Here is a 21,324-nt window from a genome sequence, read left to right as displayed (position 1 = left end):
ATTCATATTAAAGCCCCTACTTTAAATAAAGATTAAATACGCAAAACTTTTTAAAAATTACTTTGAGCAGTCTTCTTTACTTATTTAAAGTAAGCTAGTAAACTTAGTGTGTTGTCAAAGTTACAACAAATATTTGAGAGATGGTGAGCATAATGAAAATCAATATTAAAGATGAAGCCCAAACATATTTAGCAAAGAAGATTCCCGCTGGTAAGCACGTATTTTTAGCTTTAGATGATGGCTCCAGTAAGTTTTCAAAATTAGGTGGCTCCTGTTCGATCGGTAATAAGTTTCAATTAGTTGTCACTGACCAATCAGACTCAGATTACGCGGTGGCTCTTGACAACAACGCTGATCTCTACATGACCACTGGCGATCCAGAAACAACTTTCCTTGGTAACGGCTTGGCACTTGATTACAAGAATGCTTCTTTAAAGCTTACTGATGATAGTGGTGTTTTAGATGGTGCTGTGACCGTTGAAAATTACAAAGCACCTACTCAAGATAAAGCAGCAATGAAAGACGAAATGACAACTTTGGGCGGAAAAATCTGCTAATAAGTTTAAAAACCGATATAAACTAATAAATATGAAAAGAGATGGCAAGTTTGTCATCTCTTTTTTGATATCCTTAATTTTTACCATATGTCTGGTCAAAATCAACGACCGCACCCCGTAAATTAGCTTGATCAGTATATTTGCATGCCACAACTTCCGGTTTAATTGAGGCAATCTTAACTTCTTTACGGATTTTTTCGATATTTTTATTAATATTTGGAATCAAATCTGGATTATTGGATACTGCCCCACCAATCACAACTTTTTCCGGATCAAAACTATACTGTAAGTTGTATATCCCCTTAGCCAACGTCCAATACATCCTTTGAACGGACTCGATTGCCAGTTCATCACCAGTTTTGGCCAGATTGAAAACTTCCTTACCCGTTTTTTCAGTTTTAGCAATTTGATTATAATGAGCTGCCACACTTACCGAAGTCCCAAGATTGCTGACAGTTTGATCATCACTGGATAACATGTAGCCGAATTCACCACCAAATAAGTGAGCGCCATGCCAAATTTTATGATTTACAATGACCGATCCACCAACCCCGGTACCGATAACAAAAAATACTAAACTATCGGCTCCCTGACCAGCACCATCTTCAAGTTCTGCCAGTGCCGCACAGTTGGCATCATTTTCCATGCTCACTTTTAAACCAAATCGTTTTTCGAGCTCTGGTTGAATCTCAAAATTATGAATATACGGAATAGCGCTAGCGCCTTCAATGACACCCGTTTTCTTATTTACAGCACCCGGCGAACTAATTCCAACCCCGGTGATTTGATAATTTTTCTTCATTGTAAAAACTTCACTAGTTAATACTGAATAAAACTCATCCAGTGTGTGTGGCGTTTTTCGCACAACATGTTCCACCAATTGGTTTCCATCCCAAACGGCAAACTTGATTGAAGTTCCACCGATATCAATTAGACCTAAATTATTCAAAATGAATCACTTCTATCTATTTTATTTATCTATTTACGAAAGCGGATACATTTATATTATACGACAAAAAAGACGACTCCATTTATGAAATCGTCTTTCACTGTTTAAATTTAAAAGGGTCTACACTTTCTGGTATTGGTGAATAACTGATACCAGTTTTTATTTTGAAAATTAAAAGGACATCTGTCCTCTTTGTGCTACGATTTAATCGCCAAACAAAATCGAAAAGAGGAAAAACAGATGTCCCTAACTAATTCTATCTTAATCTTGTTTGAAATGACAGACCCAAATATAACCGTAACTGGTGTTACCAAGAAACGTTGCCCGAATGGACAACGAATTTATGTCGTTCACGCCAACCTTTCTTATCAGCTTGTGAAATGTCCCCATTGTGGCCATAAAAGTCTAATTAAAAACGGTACCCACGTTAGTCATCTAAGGTTGGGAACCTTATCAGGCGGACGTTATGAAATGCAGCTAAGACGACAAAGATATCAATGCCAACATTGTTTAAAAACCTGTGGAGCTAAAACTAACCTCGTTAGACGTAATGAAACTTTTACCCACAATGTTAAACATCAGGTCATTGTGCTAGCTCGTGACATGCTGACCAGTAAAGAAATCGCTAAAATTTGTGGCATTTCACCAAGTAGTGTTCAACGTATTTTAAATGCAAATATTCACTTGGCTTACCGTGTTAAGCAACTTCCGCCAAATCTTTGTTTCGATGAATTTCGTTCCTGTAATCATCTAATGTCCTTTAACTGTTGCGATGCCGTTAGTCATCGCCGCATTGTGACCCTCAAAGATCGTCTCAGTAAGGATATCATTGATTACTTTGAAGCTCGTTATTCAGTTCAAGAACGTGCGAAAGTTCAAACAATTACTATTGATATGAACGCCGAATATGCTAGCTTTATTCATCGTTTATTCCCGAATGCTGTCACGATTATTGACCGTTTCCACATTATTCAGCTTGCTGGTCGTGCACTAGACAATGAACGTACACGTATTATCCGTACTTTTCAAGATAAGCATTCACGCATTTACCGCATCCTTAAATCTCAATGGCGTTTATTTCATTTGGCAGAAGAGAAAATCAATGACACTAAGCTTATCTATTTACGAGGCATTAACGAGTATATGACCCAACAGAACGCCATCGACCTTGCCTTAGATGAATTTCCAGAATTCAAAACTGTGTATCAAACTTATCAAGGCATTCTAACCGCTATTCACCAAAAGGATGCCACGGAATTTAAAAATTTGATTACCAACTACCAAGTAGCTGGTAATCAAATGGACGTCACCATTTCAACCTTCGTTAAGAACGGCTCAGCAGTGCTCAACAGTTGTCGTTATCCGTATTCTAACGGTCCTATTGAAGGACTTAATCGTAAAATCAAGGTATTAAAGCGTAGCTGTTTTGGTTTTCGAAATATTCATAACTTCTTCATTCGTATCAGTTTAATTCATGAGTAAACAAAAAGCACATTCACCGAAGTGAACATGCCTTCAAAAATCTCTACCAATACAGTTTGACAGAGACCCATTTAAAATTGATTACTATTTATTTTCGTCAAACTTGGAAGCACGACTTAGGTAAGTTCCTTTTTGCGTATTAACATCAAGAACTTCGCCTTCCTTGATGAAATCAGGAACGTTAATTACCAAACCGGTTTCCATTGTAGCAGCCTTACCAGATCCGGTTACAGTTGCACCTTTAATAGATGGTTCTGTTTCGGTTACTTTCAATTGAACTGTATTTGGCAAACTGATTCCGATAACTTCAGTATTGAAGTAATCAATCTTAACATTCATGTTTTCCAACAAGTACTTCATTTCATTTTGAATACTTTCAGTTGGAATTTCATATTGTTCATATGTTTCCAAATCCATAAATACGGCAACGTCACCCTGGGTGTATAAGTACTGGGCATCTTTTGTTTCAACAACTGCCTGTTCAACTTTTTCTTCAGGACGCATTGTTTTTTCAACTGTTGAACCGGAACGCAAGTCATATAACTTCATCCGCATAACAGTATTACCCTTACCTGGCTTATGGTGTTCAGATGCAAGCACTTTAATTAACTTGCCGTTTTGTTCAAATGTCATACCTGCTTTAAGATTTATTGCTTCAATCATATTTTTCTCCTCGTGTGTTACTTCGAATTTATTTACAACTACCTTCGTTAAACGATCTCGCTCCAGGACTCATACGATCGACTTCCCTTCGTTTTAATATCCATTGTCTAGTTTAACACTAACGTAATGGCTAAGGCAAAGCGCTTCCGTGTGATACTGCTCATTAGAGTGATTTTATCATTGCCTATTGCACTTATTAATGCCCAGCAAAAGTTTTCATGTGAAACATTTTCATAAAGTAACTTTCATAATCAATTGAACCCACAAAAAAACACAGCTATTTCTCTGCGTTTTCTGGTTATTTTAAAACTCTTTAGCAACCTCTTCCGCCTGTTTCGCAATTAATTCACGATTAGCAGCCATGTCTTCAGGACCACGATGCGAATTACCTTCGCAATAAATTCCTTGGTAATCCTTTATTCCAACTTGCCCCAGCAATGCCTTTAAATAACTATCGCCTAAATCAAGTTTTGCCATAAATTCGTTGTCAGTATGATGATACGTGCCACCGGATGACTGGATGTGAAGTGCCTTTTTGTCATGCAACGTGCCTTCAGGACCATGTTCGCCTTCTACCCACGTTTTGGTAGAAACGATCACCAGATCCAAGTACATTTTCAAACGATTAGGAATAAATAAATTATACATTGGGCTAACAAATACATATTTATCGGCATGAATAAATTGTTCTTGAAGCTTTTGTTGCCGACTTAACAAAATCTGTTCATTTACAGACAACTCTTGATAGGTTGTTCCGTTGGTCAGTTTTGTCCAACTATCTAGGTTGCTGCTATTGATCTCTGGAACACCCTCTTCATATAAATCATGCACAATAATCTGGTCCTCAGGATGCGCCCTTTGATAAGCCTCAACAAAACGTTCACCAATCACAACAGAATTAGCCACATTCGCAGTTCTTGGATGGGCTTTAATCACTAACACAGTACTCATTTCATCATCTCCATTTGAATTTCTATGCCTTTAAGATACCACAAACTTAATCAAATCAATTTATTAAAGCACTTTATAAAAAATTCCCACAACTAATTATTTTAGTTGTGGGAACTTCAAAGTATCTATTACTTCAAATAACCATTCCAAACATAGCCATGTACTTTGCCATTTAATGAATGAGCATAATAGTACTTGTAGGTTTTACCATCGTATTTCTTCACATAAGTTACACGTGTGACAACAAAATGCGTCTTAGGGTAATTTTTCAAATAATGTAGGGTCACAAATTGGAAATCATTTGATCCGCCTTGGAATCCATAAATATTTCCCTTTTTATTTTTAACAGCATAATGATGCTTATAACTTACTTTCACAGTTTTTGTAATTTTGTTAGGGCACTTTTGAAGATATGAATGCCATATCCAGCCAGCCTTTTTACCAGAGGTTACGTGATAATACAGATATGTTTTGCCGTCTGCCTTAACCACGTATTCAGCCTTATCAATTTTGAATGTTCCCTTCAAAGAACTAACCGCAAAGGCCTTTTTAAAGGTAAAGTTATCATTTGAGCCTTTGAATGTGTACGCATATGCCGTAGTCTTCTTAGCTTTGTAACGATCAACAGGAACTTTAGCGCTCTTTGAAACGTAGTTATTACTAATCATCTTTTTAAACGTTAACAATGACTGTAATGGATAACCATGTGGATCAAAGAGGGCCTGATTATCATATGAGGAAGCTCCCCAATACTGATTAACATTAGCTTCTGCGTCGGCGTAACCGGCATCGCCATAGTACTTAGCAGCGTATTGTGTTGCCCAACCAGTACTGTATTTCACACTGGCATCCCGGTTATATTGATAATTGTCCCAGCCAGCTTTAACTGGGATCCAAGCTGGCTCCCAATAAAAGGCGCCTAGAGCCTTACCATATCCATTTTGCATAACGGTCTTCCAAGTATCACTAATTGCGTTTGCTTGGCCTTGAACCGAAATTGGAAATGGTGGATTATCAATTGACCCAACAATATTAGATTGACCATCCATATCATCAGTCGTATATGGATAACTCATTTCCATAACTGCAAATTTCTTTTTGTAAGTCTGAGTAATTACCTTTTCAGCCCCAATTAATTTAGAATCAGGACCATTCCAATGTGGATAGAAAGTAGCACCCATGACATCATAATTAACTTTATTGGTCTTTAATTGAGCAGCAATTTTTGCAAATGAAGATGCTGATGGTGATTCGTAATGAACAGCAGCCAAAGCGCCTGGTGCATATTTATGAACAGCGTTAACACCTTCAGCAATAAACTGCATGTATTTAGCCGGATTTGTTTCCTGCATCATACCCTTGGTAGTTTCATTACCTACTTGAACCATCCCAACATTAACACCAGCAGCCTTCATTGTCTTCAATACTTTTTCAGTGTAGTTATAAACAGCGGTTTTCTTTTGTGCAAATGTGTAATTCTTCCAGGCTTTAGGAAGAGCCTGTTTTGCAGGATCTGCCCAGAAATCAGAATACTGTAGATCAAGTAATACCTTCATATGATGTGAAGTTGCATCTTTAGCTGTTTTTACAGCATTTGCTAAAGTAGCATCCCCACCCCCATATGTGTTGCCATCACTGTCATATGGGTCATTCCAAATTCTTAATCGGACATAGTTAACACCAGAATCTTCTAGTGTTTGGAGAATGTCTTGTTGCTTGCCGTTGTATCCATAAAATTTAACACCGGCATTCAATTCAGCCTGTAAACTAGAGATATCCACCCCACGAATGGAGTTTGAAGTTACGCCATGAACTGGTTTTACAGTCACTTTGTCATTCTTTACATTCGTCGTTCCATCAGCATTCGCAAAAACCGAAGTTGTTGCGCCACTCAAGGCAACTAGAAGCCCGGCACTAATTAACAGTGCCTGGGCAAGATGTTTACGCCATTTTCGCATATGTTTTATCTCCCCAGATAAATTTTTTTCTTACTAATTAATAGTACCTGTTAAAAAAAAGATGGTCAAGTCTCTACAATTAAGGCATTAGGCAAAAAAAAGCTAACGAAATCAAAAATTTCGTTAACTATTTTCGTTAGCTATCCTAAATCTTCCCCATTGCTGGCAATAACTTCTTTATACCAGTCAAAGGAAGCTTTTTTATAACGATTCAACGTTCCGTTACCTTGATCATCTAAATCAACGTAGATAAATCCATAACGTTTTGACATTTGTCCAGTTGAAGCACTGACCAAATCAATGCATCCCCATGGCGTATAACCCATCAGATCCACGCCATCAGCCACAGCACCGGCCATTGCTTCAATATGTTCGCGACTATAATCAATTCGATAGTCATCTTGAACATGGAAATTCTCATCTGGTTTATCAACGGCGCCTAACCCATTTTCAACCACAAACACCGGCTTTTGATAACGATTATACAATTCGTTTAACGCAATCCGTAAACCGATTGGATCGACTTGCCATCCCCAGTCACTGGCCTTTAAGAATGGATTTTTAACCCCACCAATTAAGTTTCCAGAAGCTTGCTCTAAACTTTTATCTGCAACATCAACCGTAGCCGACATATAGTAGCTAAAGCCAATATAATCAACCGGGTTAGCTTTAAGAATGGCCAAATCATCGTCACCAATCTCTAGGTCTGAAAAGCTGAATCCGTATTTATTCATCAGTTTTTCCGTGTAGGCAGGATATTCTCCACGAACCTGCACATCTCCACAAAAATGATTGAATGCTTGATTCTGTTCAAGGGTTGCCAATTGGTTAACCGGATTTGAATCATATGAATAGGTTGTGGCATACAACAACATGCAGCCAATCTTCAAATCGGGATCCAATTCATGACCAATTTTAACGGCCTTGGCACCAGAAACAAACTGGTTATGCCAAGCCTGGTAGATATTTTGTTTGTCATTAGCCCCATTCGAAGCGACTAAACCTTGGCCCATCACTGGAAATGTCAGAGCACTATTAATTTCATTAAAGGTCATCCAATACTTAACTTGCTTGTAGTAGCGCGTTAGTACAGTTCTGGCAAAACGTTCGTAGAAAGTGATTAACTGACGATTCTTCCAGCCTCCGTATTTTTTAACGAGATTTAATGGCATTTCATAATGCGAAATTGTAATTACGGGTTCAATACCATACTTTTGACAAGTTTCAATGACCTGGTCGTAGAACTTCAAGCCAGCTTCATTTGGTGTTTCTTCGTCACCATTTGGAAAAATTCGTGACCAAGCAATTGAGAAACGATAACATTTGAAGCCCATTTCAGCGAATAACGCAATGTCTTCCTTAAACCGATGATAATGGTCGATTCCATTATGATTTGGATACGTATACTGTTTTTCATCAATCGTCCAATCAAAATCGGGCTCGTTAACTAATTTGAATCTTTCTGGACCACCGGGTAAAGCATCGGCAATTGATAATCCTTTACCGCCTTCTTTGTAGGCACCCTCTAATTGGTTAGCAGCAGTTGCGCCACCCCACATAAAGTTTTTTGGAAATTTACTCATAATCGGATTCCTCCTTAAATAATATACAAAGCAACATCATCATTGGTAACCGTTGTTTTTTCATTAGATACAATTTCAACAAAATCTTTTGTATTTGTCACAATGATTGGTGTAGTAATATCGTAGCCTGCTTTTTTAATGGCGTCCAAATCAACGTCCATCAACAATTGACCTTTTTTAACCTGATCATTATCTTTCACATGCGCTGTAAATGGTGCACCCTTGAGATTAACGGTATCTAAACCAATATGAATTAACAATTCAATTCCTGTATCACTCTTTAAGCCAATCGCATGTTTTGTTGGGAAAACTGTCATAATTTCACCATCAAATGGTGCGTAAATCTTGCCTTCTTCTGGAATAATGGCAACCCCATCACCCAACATCTTTTGAGCAAAAGTATCATCTGAAACACTCTCTAAATTAATCATTTCGCCTTTAACAGGGCTATAAACTTTCTTTGTTTCTTTAGCACCTGAAGTGACATCACTCGTGACAACTTTTTTAGCATCTGATGTTTCGGCTGCTTTGGCCGTAGCTGGGACTTTTTCGTCGAATCCAAATACCCAAGTCAGGATAAACGTTAAGACAAAGGAAACGATTGCCACGATAATGGCATTAATTAAATTCTGACCATCTGTTTTGCTGACGAATTGAGGTAGTGAAATCAAGGATGGAACCGCGAAAGCAAAGGATTTTAAGTGAACAAATCCCATGAACAATCCAGTAACCCCTCCAGAAATCATTGCGTCATACATTGGTTTCTTAAATTTCAAAGTAACTCCGTAAATCGCTGGCACCGTAACTCCAGCCAATAAGGCAGAAATTCCGGCAGCACTCGCAACCTGACGGGTATTTGCATTTTTAGATTTAATTGCCACTGCAAAACTAGCAGCACTTTGCGCAATATTAGCAGCTAACATGGCAGGCAAAATCAAGCTATCTGGTGATGCAACTGATGCGGCCAAGAAGATTGGTGCAAATGCCCAGTGCATCCCAGTCATCACAATCAACGGCATAAAGGCTGCCATCAACGCCATTGCTAACCAGCCAGCCTTTCCTTGGATAAACAGAATGATTGCTGACAATAATTTACCAGCGTATGTTCCAATTGGTCCAATTAAGACAAGTGCTAGCGTTCCGGTAATAAACAAAACAAGTAACGGTTTTAAAATACTCTTAAGCGACGCCGGACAAACCTTATCGACACCCATTTCAATATATTTCATTGCCCAAACAACCAATAAAATAGGAATAACGGAAGATGAATAATTAACTAGTGTAACCGGAAGTCCCATGAAATGAACGGCTTTTCCAGCAGTTACCATCGCAATTAAATTGGGATGGATCATCACTCCGGCAATCGTCATCGCCAACATTGGTGTGACTTTAAAATATTGGGCAGCTGTGTATGCCAACATAATGGGAAGGAAGTAGAATGGTGCATCCCCAAAAATGTTTAAAATGGCATAGGTCTGGCCCTTTTCGTTTAACCAACCAAACAGTGGTAATAAGATCAAGATAACCTTGATCATCCCACCACCGATTAGGGCTGGAATCAAAGGTGACATACAAGATGAAATGAAGTTAGCAAAGCGGTTAAACAAATTAACCTTTTCTTTACTGTCGTCCTGATTTTCATCAGGAGTTTGATCTGCGTCTCCAGTACTAATGTTGCCTAATTTTAAAATTTCAGCATAGTAATTGGATACATCGTTTCCCATAATCACTTGATACTGACCTGATTGATGATTAATCCCCATTACGCCAGGAATTTCTTTAACTGCATCATCATCGACAATGCTTTCATCCTTAAGGCGAAAACGGAGCCGCGTCATACAATGAATCAGAGAATTAATATTTTTTTCTCCACCCACTGCTTTATAAATTTGTTTTGCTGAATCTTTATAATCCATGAGATAAAACCTTCCTTTTTCGTTAAATTTCGATAAAAAAAGACCCAAATAGCTAAATAAGCTACTTAGGTCATGCTCAATTAAGATAACACCCTATAAGTTTTTGACGAGGCGACTAATGTGCACCGTCAGATATAATAATTCTGTACTGCTGATTTCGTAGTTATATTTTTCTCGAACAAACGTCTGGACCTTACGAGAACATTCATACGGACCAGCATATTTCTTCTTCAAAGTTTTCAAAAGATCGTCGTCATCATCGTCATAATGCTTATTTTGAAGCACCCGTTGTGCGAAAAATTTCAAATGGGTAATGAAGCGATAATAATTCAAGGAACTCTCATCAAACTCTGTGTGGTAGTAATTTTTCACGATATCTTCGACTTCTTTGACCATGTTCGTCACATCGTACGCAATATTTTGCTCGTCACCAGTCTCAGTCTCCGCGTTGACAAAATGTAACGCCACAAAGGCACTTTCGTCATCTTCCAAGGTAATCCCGAGATCACTTTTAACAACCTCAACAAATTTTTGACCAACCGCAAACTCATCTGGATAAAAACGTGCAATATCCCATTTTAATGGATTCCGTAAAATAATGTTATCGCGATATCTCTGAATCGTTGTGTGCAGATGATCCGTTAAGTTTACATAAATGATCTCGTTTAGTTGCTTACCTAACTTAATTTTTGCAAAGTTGATAATCTTTTCTGCAATTAAAATCTCGTTCATCGGCACGTCAATTACCAAATCCGTGAACTTATTCATCGTGTCTTGATCCTTAATAACAAATGTCTTCTCTACCTTGGAAATATCAACCTCTTGTCCCTTTTTCTTACCAAATGCAATCCCCGGCCCCATCAATAGAACATCCAAACCATCATGATTTTCTGAAATGGCCGTGTTATTGTTTAAAACGCGTTTTATTTTCACAATAATCACCTAAAAAGACTTATCCACTCTAGGCCAAAAAAACTCCCACAGCGAATAAGTCATGCTCAAAATTTTGATAACACCTTATTATATTCAATTAATGTTACGCATCACACATGCTTACCGTTACGTAATAACATTGTGACAATGTATCCATACTACCAGTGAATACATCACATGTCAAACGCTTTCATAATCTTTTTTTATTTTCACCCTAAATGGGGAAAACAAGCTTTCAATCCCATTATAATCGCGAGATTTTCAGGTAAACCAATTTTGAATTTATGTATATAAGCGCCTGTATGTGTCACTTTATGTAACATGACCACTTGCATTTATATTTTGTGTGTCCTACACTAATAAAAGAAATTATTTCCAAAATCTTTCATTTATTTTCAGGAGGCTTTCATTGTGAAAACATATTTTCAGAGATTAGGCCGATCACTACAGTTGCCAGTGGCTGTTTTACCCGCAGCTGCTCTCTTGGTCGGAATTGGTTTTTGGTGGGCTTCGGCCGATAATGGTTTTATCGCCCGCTTCCTTCAAGCCGGTGGTAATGCGATTCTAACTCAATTACCCTTACTGTTTGCGGTCGGAACCGCACTTGGGATGGCAAAAGATAAAGATGGAGCCGCGGCACTTGCAGGTCTTGTGGCCTTTGAAATTCCTACCAATGTCCTAAAAACGAGCTCCGTTGCCACTCTTTTAGGAACCAAAGTTGCTGCAGTTGATCCCTCTTTTGCAGCAATCAGTAACGTTTTTATTGGGATTATGTCCGGCCTAATTGCCGCTGCTTTGTATAATCGTTTCCATGAAACAAAGCTCCCGATGGCATTGTCCTTCTTTAGTGGCAAACGATTAGTTCCAATTCTAGCGGCCATCGTCATGTTGGCGGTTAGTGCTGTTTTGTTAGTCGTTTGGCCACCTTTGTATCACGCCTTGGTTGTCTTTGGTAAGTTCATTGTTGGCTTAGGACCAATTGGATCTGGTATTTATGCGTTCTGTAATCGCTTGTTAGTACCGACTGGATTGCATCAAGCTTTGAACTCAGTTTTTCTATTTAACGTTGCTGGTATTAATGATATCGGTAAATTTTTGGCACATGAAGGTCCAAAGGGAGTTACTGGTATGTATCAGGCCGGCTTTTTCCCAGTCATGATGTTTGGCCTCCCAGCTGGAGCCTACGCCATTTATAAAAATGCGCGTCCGGAGCGAAAAAAAGAAGTTGGTTCGCTGATGTTGGCCGGGGCCTTTGCTTCTTTCTTTACTGGAGTTACTGAGCCTTTAGAATTCTCATTTATGTTTGTGGCATGGCCTTTGTATGTCTTGCATGCATTCTTTACCGGTCTATCAATGGCCTTTGCCGCCTTCATGCATTGGACCGCCGGTTTCTCATTCAGTGCTGGGCTGGTTGATTATGTGTTGAGTCTCAAGAATCCGATCGCAAATCATCCTTTGATGTTGATTTTACAAGGAATCGTCATGGCAGTAATTTATTACTTTGGTTTTAATTTCGCCATTCAAAAATTTAATTTAATGACGCCTGGTCGCGAACTCGTAACCGATGAAGATGATGATGCTCAGGTAAGCATCCAAACTAGCGACAAGGATGATAAATACTCAATCCAGGCAAAAAAAATCTACGTCGCAATTGGCGGAGCTGATAATATATCGGCGGTTGATAACTGTACCACCCGTCTTCGTTTGCAACTTAAAGATACAGATAAAATTGACGAAGCTGCCATTAAACGAAGTGGTGCCGTTGGTTTAAATAAACTAGATAAAGTTAATTTGCACATTATTATTGGAACTGAAGTTCAATTTGTCGCAGACGCCTTAAGCCAACTCTTCAATGAAAAGCTGCCTCTTTCTAAACTTGAAAGTAGCACTGAAACTAAACCTGATTCTGTAGAAAAGCCCGCTGTAGATTCTTCCATTAAATCTGCTGTCACAAGCGAATTTTATAGTGTAGCTGAAGGCCAATACATGAACATTGAAGATGTCAATGATTCAACCTTCTCGCAAAAGCTATTAGGTGATGGATTTGCCATTGAACCTAAAAATGGGCAGATTACGGCGCCAGTTGACGGGACGGTAACCACCGTCTTTCCAACTAAACATGCGATTGGTTTCACCACTGATTCTGGATTAGAGATCCTCTTGCACATGGGAATTGATACGGTTGAATTAAAAGGTAAACCATTTGATGTGAAAGTGACTGATGGACAAAAAATCAAGCATGGCGATTTAGTTGCTAATGTTGATTTACAAGCAATCAGAGATGCTGGTAAACAAACGCCAATGATGGTCATTATCACTAATATGGCTGCCGTCTCCTTGTTGAAGTTCAACATGGTCAATGCACAAGTTACTCCCGAAACAAAAGTCTTAGAAGCAACTACAAAATAAGAGGGTCTCTGTCAAACTGTATTGGTAGAGATTTTTGAAGGCATGTTCACTTCGGTGAATGTGCTTTTTGTTTACTCATGAATTAAACTGATACGAATGAAGAAGTTATGAATATTTCGAAAACCAAAACAGCTACGCTTTAATACCTTGATTTTGCGATTAAGTCCTTCAATAGGACCGTTAGAATACGGATAACGACAACTGTTGAGCACTGCTGAGCCGTTCTTAACGAAGGTTGAAATGGTGACGTCCATTTGATTACCAGCTACTTGGTAGTTGGTAATCAAATTTTTAAATCCCGTGGCATTCTTTTGGTGGATAGCAGTTAGAATGCCTTGATAAGTTTGATACACAGTTTTGAATTCTGGAAATTCATCTAAGGCAAGGTCGATGGCGTTCTGTTGGGTCATATACTCGTTAATGCCTCGTAAATAGATAAGCTTAGTGTCATTGATTTTCTCTTCTGCCAAATGAAATAAACGCCATTGAGATTTAAGGATGCGGTAAATGCGTGAATGCTTATCTTGAAAAGTACGGATAATGCGTGTACGTACATTGTCTAGTGCACGACCAGCAAGCTGAATAATGTGGAAACGGTCAATAATCGTGACAGCGTTCGGGAATAAACGATGAATAAAGCTGGCATATTCGGCGTTCATATCAATAGTAATTGTTTGAACTTTCGCACGTTCTTGAACTGAATAACGAGCTTCAAAGTAATCAATGATATCCTTACTGAGACGATCTTCGAGGGTCACAATGCGGCGATGACTAACGGCATCGCAACAGTTAAAGGACATTAGATGATTACAGGAACGAAATTCATCGAAACAAAGATTTGGTGGAAGTTGCTTAACACGGTAAGCCAAGTGAATATTTGCATTTAAAATACGTTGCACACTACTTGGTGAAATGCCACAAATTTTAGCGATTTCTTTACTGGTCAGCATGTCACGAGCTAGCACAATGACCTGATGTTTAACATTGTGGGTAAAAGTTTCATTACGTCTAACGAGGTTAGTTTTAGCTCCACAGGTTTTTAAACAATGTTGGCATTGATATCTTTGTCTTCTTAGCTGCATTTCATAACGTCCGCCTGATAAGGTTCCCAACCTTAGATGACTAACGTGGGTACCGTTTTTAATTAGACTTTTATGGCCACAATGGGGACATTTCACAAGCTGATAAGAAAGGTTGGCGTGAACGACATGAATTCGTTGTCCATTCGGGCAACGTTTCTTGGTAACACCAGTTACGGTTATATTTGGGTCTGTCATTTCAAACAAGCTTAAGATAGAATTAGTTAGGGACATCTGTTTTTCCTCTTTTCGATTTTGTTTGGTGATTAAATCGTAGCACAAAGAGGACAGATGTCCTTTTAATTTTCAAAATAAAAACTGGTATCAGTTATTCACCAATACCAGAAAGTGTAGACCCAAATAAGATATGTATATAAAAATTGGTACGTGGATTAAAAGTGATCCACGTGCCAATTTTTTGTTTATTTTTCAGAGATCTTATCAACAATACTTTCAAAATCGGTCAAGGTTTGCTTCCATGTAATAGATTGTAAATGAGAAACACCTTTTTGAACCATTGCTTCAAGCCTTGAGACATTTTGTTTTGCTTGTACAAAGGTTTGAGCCAAATCTTTTTCATTGAAACTAGTCTTTAGATACGCGCCATTTGGTAAGAAATATTCACCAGTTCCTTCATTGAAATCAATCAAAGGTAACCCACAACTCATCATTTCAAACGGAACTAACGAAAAGTTGGTCATTGAGGGTGCAATCCCGAAATCACAACGGTTATACAAGTCAATCATTTCTGGTTTCGTTAATTTACCAAGGTTTTCACCATTAATAAATTTAGCATCCTTATCAGTCCCAAAATAATGTAGCTTCAATTTCAATCCTTGCTTTTCCAAAATACTTTGACAATTTTTTAAAGTTAATTGAATTTCAATTGGTGCGCGTCGTGGACTACTCCATTTTGTGTAAACTGCAACATCAATTATTTTTTTATTTTCATATTTAGTGAAATCATGTGCATGGTAGGGATACTGTTCCAAATTAACTGGGAAATTAATCTCGTCAATCGGACTAGTCACTTTACAATTTTCGCGAATCATTTTAGCGCACCAAGGACCAAGCGAAACCATATGAAGTCCTAGCTCATACGTCTTCTTTGCCATTTGATATCGATCACCAAATGGATAAAAGTAAGGTTCGTAATCTTGTACAAAGTACATTTTGTGCCCCGGTTTATTTTTAATCACATAAGCCGATTCCCACAGCGTTGCCAACCAAATATCAGAGTTATGCACATCAAGCTGTGCCATATCCAAACAAGTACCTTCATAGCCTTCATAATTAAATTCAGCATTTTGTTCCATCTCGTGAACCGTTTGAGGAACGTAGCTTAAGTAATAAACCTGATAGCCCTGTTTACTCAATAACGTTCCCAAATGTAACATGGTCGTTTGACCACCATCATAGGCAATAATTCCCGTAGTCACAAACGTAATCGAATGGTATTTGTCTTTCTTGGTTTGTTTAACAGGTCGATCATTAAAATAATCTAAAATCGAATCATAATCATGAATATCGCCCTGGGGTACATCTGCCGTAACTGTTTTAACTGGTTTCATCATAATTCACCTCTAAATTTATTTCAGCGCTTGAATCCCTTTTACTGTTTGATGACGCTGCTGAGTGTTCGTCAACATATTGTTCTTCGTTTCCGGAACAGCCAAATATACAAATAGAATCGCTAACAATCCGCATCCAGCGAAAATTCGGAAAACTGATGACAATCCCAGTGCGGCCATTAAGCTTGGATAAATCAAACTAACGGCAAAATCAGCTATCCACACAAAGAAAGTTGAAACACTCATACCGACATCGCGAATATCGATGGGAAATAATTCAGATAAAATTAACCAAGTTAACGGGCTAATTAGACCTTGCTGACAGATCAAGAACAACGTAATTAAAATTAAGACCCCAATCGTTAAACTAGTCCCACTGAGAATTCTAGTCACAATACTTAAAGCCGTTAGAATAGCTGTGCTTCCAATCAATCCAATCATCAATAACCGCCTTCGGAAATAGCGACCAACAATTCGAACACTCATGCCAACGCTTAACACGGAAACAATCCCGATGATGACAATACCGTATAAAGAAGAACTCCGAGTTAAGCCAGTTTTTTCCAACATCAATGTCCCATAGTACATAATCGCATTGACTCCGGTAATTTGTTGCACGATTGCTAAACCGACCCCAATTAATAGAAGTTTTATATTGCCCGAAAAAACAACTGAATGTAAATCCCGAGAGGCAACTTCCGGATCAGTTTGAAGTTCAGTAACCTCCGCCTTAGCTTCTTTAGGGCGAAGATATTTCAGCATAACTGCTTTAGCTTTCTTCAAATAGCCCTTTTTCCATAACCAAATTGGGCTTTCAGGAATTGATCGGTTTTCAAAAATCAAGACCCACGCTGGCAAACTAGCCATAAATAACATAACCCGCCAAATCCACATGACGTTTGAAAATAGGCCGCCAATAATCGCATTAACCAAATAGGCTAAAAATTGCCCCAGCACTATTTTGAAATCATTGCGGGTAACAACCATGCCCCGTTTATTAATCGGTGAGATTTCTGATAAGTAAACCGGGATCACCTCGGAGGCCGCACCGACCGCCAAGCCTAAAACAAATCTGAAAATGATAAAAATAACTTTATTGGGTGCCAACGCACATAATAAGTTAGCGCCAATGAATAGACTTGCAATCCATTGAACAACTTGATGCCGACCGTAAGTTTCAGAAATTTTACCAGTAAACATCGAGCCCAAGGCAGCTCCCAAAATTAAAATGCTTGATACTAATCCTTGGCTTGCGGCGTTTAAATTCAATTGAGACGCACTGGACATAAATGGCAGTGCCCCATTGATAACACCGGTATCGTAGCCAAACAACAAACCACCAATCGTAATTACACTAGTGGTGTGACGCAAATTTCGCGTTCTCTGATGCAAAAAAATCACTCCTTAGAAAACAAAAAAGACCCATAGTAATTTAGCCGGGGTGTCACAACGTATCTTCTCCTGACTAAATAATTAATAGCTCTGCTCAAATAAACCGTAACACTGATTTTTTTACACTTCAACGAAACCCACTTATAAAACATCTCTGTTGTCACAAAAAGACATACCACACTGGGTATGTCTTTTGTTGAAAAATCGTCAATCTATAACTTAGATTATCTATAAATAGTTTTTAAATTATACCGAAAATACTTAACAAAAAATAACATTAAAACACTTGTTGCTTTCTTGGCAATTGGGTACAATCCCAATCCAATAATAATCAGAACTACACATGAAACCATTTGATATGCATAAAAACATCCACCTTCAGACCACTGAATTCAAACTTATTAGAGGCTCATTATTAAATGTCAAATTAACTTAATATTTTAAAAGGGGGGAACTAGAGGTTTACATCTGCGTAATTTGCCGGTTTACACTAATGTGACATTCCGCCTCAAAGGACTGATTCCTGACGGTTGCAAGTGGTTGCCCCCTAGTTTACATTGAAACAAATATTTTTTAAATCACAAATTTAAGTTCAATTTTTCCAAAATATCGTATAGGGCTTTTGTACCGCATTGAAAAAAATCCCTTTCAATCAGGTTTCAGCCTCCTTAATTTAACTTCATAATTTGCTTAAGTTAATTATTCTGAACTTCAGAATCACGTTACTCGCTTCGCAATAAAATATTTTCACGGAGGGCCCAATCTTAGTCCGTAATTGCGAAAGCCAATGTCTACCATCGCCATCACTACCTGATGCATGATTCCTTGTCATCGTGCTCTTTTGGATGACCAGTAACAATCTGGTATGTTTGACCGTTTTAAATCTCTTCCCATCTCTAAGTCAGCTGTTCTAAACGGTCAGGCCGTAGCCTCTGTCATTTTTATGATGACTTCAGTTATCCTAGTTCTGGCAGTTGGCTTCTTAGTTGGTTTCCGTAGTCAAGCATCTTTTTTCGAATGGGTCCTTGCAGCCTCACTACTAATTATTTTTTCCATTGCCATTACCTGGTTATCAATTCCTTTTGCACTAGCCGCCCAGAGCGTTGATGGCGCCAGCGCCTTCTCTTATTTGGTATTAATATTACTGTTCGTTAGTTCCGCTTTTGTCCCCGTTTCCGGTATGCCGAGAATTATTCAGATCTTTGCTGAAAACCAGCCTATGACACAGGTAATTCAAACAATGCGTCAACTGTTAGCCTCACAGCCGATTGGCAACCACGGTTGGTTAGCACTAGCCTGGTTAGTTGGTATTGCGTTAATTTCTTATATTGCTGGAACGAGAATTTACAGGCATGTTTAAGTTCAGCACAAAATTATAACGTTTTAAAAATAAATCAGCCTATAATCGTTATTTTATCACGGTTATGGGCTGATTTTACATTCTACTTATTTACTAATTTCAAGCATAAGAATTCTAATCTGTAGTAAACTAGTACTATGAGGAGCGTTTAGAATGGACATATCAGAAAAGCTCAAACGATGCAGAACAGATAAATCATTAACACAGGCCCAAGTTGCAGAAAAATTACACGTTTCACGAAAAACAATCTCTGGTTGGGAAAACGGCCGTAGTTATCCGGATATCAATAGCTTTGTGAAATTAAGTGATTTATATGGAATTTCACTCGATTTGTTGCTGCGCGATGATCGTGTTCTGAGCTACTACAAAGAACAAAACAAAAAGAACCTTCAAATTCATAATATTGCTAAACGATCCTACATTTTCAACTTTGCTTTATGGCTATTATCTTACGTTGAATTTTTTAGAATTGCAGGGATTCACTTCTTACTGATTCCTACGTTACTTGCAATAAATATTATGATTTTTATGTCTTACTATGACAACTGGAAAAAATTTCATAATCGTAAATATTCAATTATAGTTATTGCTAGTTTTATTCTTATCTTCTTTGTACATACAATGTTGAATACACTTAATATCAGCTTTATTCAACGCTTAATAGATGGAAATGTTAGCTATGTATCTAATTTCATGTTAGGCAGATTCATGCTCATTGCATTAATGACGTTTAGTCTAACAATCGTGATTTTTGGTCATGATATTTTAAAAAGCCAAAGAAACCAAGTTAAATAGTTTATTTCAACTAATTAAATCTACAAACCACTAAGAAACTCAGTCAGTTCATTAAAAATCATAGAAATACCCATACCTAAAAATATAAACGCGTAAATTAATCCACTCCAAAATGCATAGGGTGCAAAACCACTTGTCCCGTTAATTGTATGCTTCCGAAATGTCCTAAAAGTCTTAAAAAAAGCAACGAATTGCCAAATTCCCAGCAAAATAAATACGAGGCCAATCATATTTTCTGGATTCACTCTTGTCACCTCTTAACTTACTTATCTTATTGCTGTTAACAAATACCTGGAAGTATTTGAGTTTTGTTCTTCTTAAGGATACTCTAAATTTCATTTTCATATCGAAAATAAAATCAATTCAAACAAACAAAAAGGACTCGACACTGTTTTCAAAAAAGTGTCGAGCACTTATTATAATTGATTTTTTTATACGTTTCAAAATATCCTAGCATAATCATTTTTCTAAATGTTTTAAAAATGTAGAGCAAGGGAAAAAGTGCCTCTAAGTTCAATGGCTCGCTACCCTGCTACCAATCAATATTTTGTAAATTAGATAAGCATATTTATTCGGTTCTGAGATGCTGGAATCAAGTTACGAATCTCTTCAAATAAAGCAATGGATTGTGCATCCAACTTAATTTTATGCAAAGCAACTCCTCTTAAAATTGTGATTTCTTTAATAAAAGTCCTACCTTTAGCGTAAAGGACAAAATCACTCACATCACGTTTAGCAATTGCGTCATAAAAATCATCTGTCACTTCTATTGCTCTTTGCCTTTCAGCAGTATTTTTTAGCATGCCTAACCTAGTTCGAAAAATATTCAAATCGCCTTTTATTTTCTGTTGTCTGTCCATACCAAATCACTTCAAATTCCTTTCTACTAGAAACGAATAAGACCCCTACCAATATTAAAATTTACTTTATGTTACAATCTCACCTAAAGTAGAATATGAGTGTTAGTCCTATCATGATAAAACCAACCCCAAACCATAAGCTACTCCAAAATGAGAGGGCCATCCATCCAGAAGTATTAGCATTCATACTGACACGCAACTTTTTCCATTGTTTGTAAACCACATAAAACTGTATTAATCCAATTAGGACAATGAATACACCAACTATTCTGATTAAAACATACGGATTCATGATACTCTCCTCTACTTAATCCCATACACATTTAAATGAATAATAGCCTATCAAAACTCGCCTTAATTTGGTTACCCCGCTGCTCTTCAAAAACCATTTAGCACAAAAGTAATTCCAAATCCCAAAAGAATTACTGCAAAGAGCAACCCATACCAAGTCCCAAATATTGTAAATGCGGTGGTTCCCTTATTTGACTTAGTTCTTAATGTATTAAATCCACGAAAAAATGAATAAAATTGCCAAGCAGCTACCAACAAAACGACAACCCCAATTAATCTTTCACCAGACATTATATTATCTCCTCACGTTATATAGTTTAAAACTCTTACGTACTTTTTCATCCGTCCTACACTTTTCATAACTAATTCCCCATAATGTTTTTACTCTGTTAAAGAAAGGCCTTCTCTTCAAAGGTTATACTAGCACTAAATATATTTAAAAAATCAATTAGAAATACATTGGTTGTCTGTTTCTGTAAGACTCACAAAAATTGCGTTGTCTTCGTTATTCAGACCCATATTTTACAGTACTTGCCGCTCTCATTTGAACTTCAATTGTACTAAACAAACTTGCC

The 21,324-nt window shown here is 37.7% G+C and carries 18 protein-coding genes; 5 read left to right on the top strand and 13 right to left on the bottom strand.

The features are described from left to right. Window positions 1-152: 152 nt before the first annotated feature. Window positions 153-557, top strand: coding sequence for an iron-sulfur cluster biosynthesis family protein (locus PI20285_RS10105; RefSeq protein ID WP_057775530.1), 405 nt, complete (start codon window positions 153-155; stop codon window positions 555-557). Between the two features lie 73 nt (window positions 558-630). On the opposite strand, the gene PI20285_RS10100 is transcribed toward PI20285_RS10105, so the two are convergent. Beyond that, window positions 631-1,506 (bottom strand): ROK family protein, encoded by an 876-nt coding sequence (locus tag PI20285_RS10100; protein ID WP_057775528.1) that lies wholly within the window; start codon window positions 1,504-1,506, stop codon window positions 631-633. A gap of 192 nt (window positions 1,507-1,698) precedes the next feature. Here PI20285_RS10100 and PI20285_RS10095 point away from each other — a divergent pair, with 192 nt between their 5' ends. Then, window positions 1,699-2,988, top strand: coding sequence for an ISL3 family transposase (locus tag PI20285_RS10095; RefSeq protein ID WP_245080547.1), 1,290 nt, complete (start codon window positions 1,699-1,701; stop codon window positions 2,986-2,988). An 84-nt stretch (window positions 2,989-3,072) separates the two neighbouring features. Here PI20285_RS10095 and efp read toward each other — a convergent pair whose 3' ends face one another. The 6 genes from efp to licT form a co-directional block, all read right to left on the bottom strand. After that, the gene (gene efp / locus PI20285_RS10090; RefSeq protein ID WP_057775292.1) at window positions 3,073-3,651 is read right to left on the bottom strand and encodes an elongation factor P; all 579 of its coding nucleotides are present in this window, start codon (window positions 3,649-3,651) and stop codon (window positions 3,073-3,075) included. Between the two features lie 303 nt (window positions 3,652-3,954). Next, complete coding sequence (locus PI20285_RS10085) at window positions 3,955-4,602, bottom strand: FMN-dependent NADH-azoreductase (RefSeq protein WP_057775290.1); 648 nt, start codon at window positions 4,600-4,602, stop codon at window positions 3,955-3,957. A gap of 128 nt (window positions 4,603-4,730) precedes the next feature. After that, on the bottom strand, window positions 4,731-6,560 hold the full coding sequence (locus PI20285_RS10080; protein WP_057775287.1) for a glycosyl hydrolase 53 family protein: 1,830 nt from the start codon (window positions 6,558-6,560) through the stop codon (window positions 4,731-4,733). Between the two features lie 140 nt (window positions 6,561-6,700). Further along, window positions 6,701-8,143 (bottom strand): glycoside hydrolase family 1 protein, encoded by a 1,443-nt coding sequence (locus PI20285_RS10075; RefSeq protein ID WP_057775285.1) that lies wholly within the window; start codon window positions 8,141-8,143, stop codon window positions 6,701-6,703. A 14-nt stretch (window positions 8,144-8,157) separates the two neighbouring features. Beyond that, the gene (locus PI20285_RS10070; RefSeq protein ID WP_057775283.1) at window positions 8,158-10,059 is read right to left on the bottom strand and encodes a PTS beta-glucoside transporter subunit IIBCA; all 1,902 of its coding nucleotides are present in this window, start codon (window positions 10,057-10,059) and stop codon (window positions 8,158-8,160) included. A 93-nt stretch (window positions 10,060-10,152) separates the two neighbouring features. After that, complete coding sequence (licT, locus tag PI20285_RS10065) at window positions 10,153-10,992, bottom strand: BglG family transcription antiterminator LicT (protein ID WP_057775282.1); 840 nt, start codon at window positions 10,990-10,992, stop codon at window positions 10,153-10,155. A gap of 411 nt (window positions 10,993-11,403) precedes the next feature. Between licT and nagE the strand changes: the two genes are divergently transcribed. Continuing rightward, window positions 11,404-13,401 (top strand): N-acetylglucosamine-specific PTS transporter subunit IIBC, encoded by a 1,998-nt coding sequence (gene nagE / locus PI20285_RS10060; RefSeq protein WP_057775280.1) that lies wholly within the window; start codon window positions 11,404-11,406, stop codon window positions 13,399-13,401. Window positions 13,402-13,472: 71 nt separating this feature from the next. Here nagE and PI20285_RS10055 read toward each other — a convergent pair whose 3' ends face one another. The 3 genes from PI20285_RS10055 to PI20285_RS10045 all read right to left on the bottom strand — a co-directional run bounded on the left by PI20285_RS10055 (window position 13,473) and on the right by PI20285_RS10045 (window position 17,443). Continuing rightward, window positions 13,473-14,762 (bottom strand): ISL3 family transposase, encoded by a 1,290-nt coding sequence (locus PI20285_RS10055; protein WP_245080531.1) that lies wholly within the window; start codon window positions 14,760-14,762, stop codon window positions 13,473-13,475. Between the two features lie 140 nt (window positions 14,763-14,902). After that, window positions 14,903-16,051, bottom strand: coding sequence for a glycosyltransferase (locus PI20285_RS10050; protein ID WP_057775434.1), 1,149 nt, complete (start codon window positions 16,049-16,051; stop codon window positions 14,903-14,905). Between the two features lie 18 nt (window positions 16,052-16,069). Then, entirely contained in the window at window positions 16,070-17,443 is a 1,374-nt protein-coding gene (locus tag PI20285_RS10045) for a sugar porter family MFS transporter (RefSeq protein ID WP_057775436.1), read from the bottom strand. An 865-nt stretch (window positions 17,444-18,308) separates the two neighbouring features. On the opposite strand from PI20285_RS10045, the gene PI20285_RS10040 reads away from it, so the two are divergent. Both PI20285_RS10040 and PI20285_RS10035 read left to right on the top strand, forming a co-directional pair. Beyond that, on the top strand, window positions 18,309-18,803 hold the full coding sequence (locus PI20285_RS10040; protein ID WP_057775438.1) for an ABC transporter permease: 495 nt from the start codon (window positions 18,309-18,311) through the stop codon (window positions 18,801-18,803). A gap of 153 nt (window positions 18,804-18,956) precedes the next feature. Continuing rightward, window positions 18,957-19,598: a helix-turn-helix domain-containing protein gene (locus PI20285_RS10035; RefSeq protein ID WP_057775440.1), complete on the top strand. Its 642-nt coding sequence runs from the start codon at window positions 18,957-18,959 to the stop codon at window positions 19,596-19,598. Window positions 19,599-19,618: 20 nt separating this feature from the next. Here the strand turns inward: PI20285_RS10035 and PI20285_RS10030 are convergent, their stop codons facing one another. From PI20285_RS10030 to PI20285_RS10015, 3 genes are all read right to left on the bottom strand, one after another. Beyond that, the gene (locus PI20285_RS10030; protein ID WP_057775441.1) at window positions 19,619-19,843 is read right to left on the bottom strand and encodes a hypothetical protein; all 225 of its coding nucleotides are present in this window, start codon (window positions 19,841-19,843) and stop codon (window positions 19,619-19,621) included. 309 nt (window positions 19,844-20,152) lie between these two features. Beyond that, the gene (locus PI20285_RS10025) at window positions 20,153-20,458 is read right to left on the bottom strand and encodes a hypothetical protein (RefSeq protein ID WP_057775443.1); all 306 of its coding nucleotides are present in this window, start codon (window positions 20,456-20,458) and stop codon (window positions 20,153-20,155) included. A gap of 378 nt (window positions 20,459-20,836) precedes the next feature. Further along, entirely contained in the window at window positions 20,837-21,040 is a 204-nt protein-coding gene (locus PI20285_RS10015) for a hypothetical protein (RefSeq protein ID WP_057775447.1), read from the bottom strand. Window positions 21,041-21,324 lie beyond the last annotated feature (284 nt).

Source organism: Pediococcus inopinatus (assembly GCF_002982135.1).
GTDB lineage: Bacteria > Bacillota > Bacilli > Lactobacillales > Lactobacillaceae > Pediococcus > Pediococcus inopinatus.
The sequence above is the reverse complement of the archived record's forward strand: the minus strand, read 5'-3'. Positions and strand labels throughout refer to the sequence as shown.

Coding starts and splice junctions, on each gene's coding strand:
- PI20285_RS10105 (WP_057775530.1), top strand. CDS start 153: ATGAAAATCAATATTAAAGATGAAGCCCAAACATATTTAGCAAAGAAG.
- efp (WP_057775292.1), bottom strand. CDS start 3,651: ATGATTGAAGCAATAAATCTTAAAGCAGGTATGACATTTGAACAAAAC.
- PI20285_RS10085 (WP_057775290.1), bottom strand. CDS start 4,602: ATGAGTACTGTGTTAGTGATTAAAGCCCATCCAAGAACTGCGAATGTG.
- PI20285_RS10080 (WP_057775287.1), bottom strand. CDS start 6,560: ATGCGAAAATGGCGTAAACATCTTGCCCAGGCACTGTTAATTAGTGCC.
- PI20285_RS10075 (WP_057775285.1), bottom strand. CDS start 8,143: ATGAGTAAATTTCCAAAAAACTTTATGTGGGGTGGCGCAACTGCTGCT.
- PI20285_RS10070 (WP_057775283.1), bottom strand. CDS start 10,059: ATGGATTATAAAGATTCAGCAAAACAAATTTATAAAGCAGTGGGTGGA.
- PI20285_RS10050 (WP_057775434.1), bottom strand. CDS start 16,051: ATGAAACCAGTTAAAACAGTTACGGCAGATGTACCCCAGGGCGATATT.
- PI20285_RS10040 (WP_057775438.1), top strand. CDS start 18,309: ATGTTTGACCGTTTTAAATCTCTTCCCATCTCTAAGTCAGCTGTTCTA.
- PI20285_RS10035 (WP_057775440.1), top strand. CDS start 18,957: ATGGACATATCAGAAAAGCTCAAACGATGCAGAACAGATAAATCATTA.
- PI20285_RS10025 (WP_057775443.1), bottom strand. CDS start 20,458: ATGGACAGACAACAGAAAATAAAAGGCGATTTGAATATTTTTCGAACT.
- PI20285_RS10015 (WP_057775447.1), bottom strand. CDS start 21,040: ATGTCTGGTGAAAGATTAATTGGGGTTGTCGTTTTGTTGGTAGCTGCT.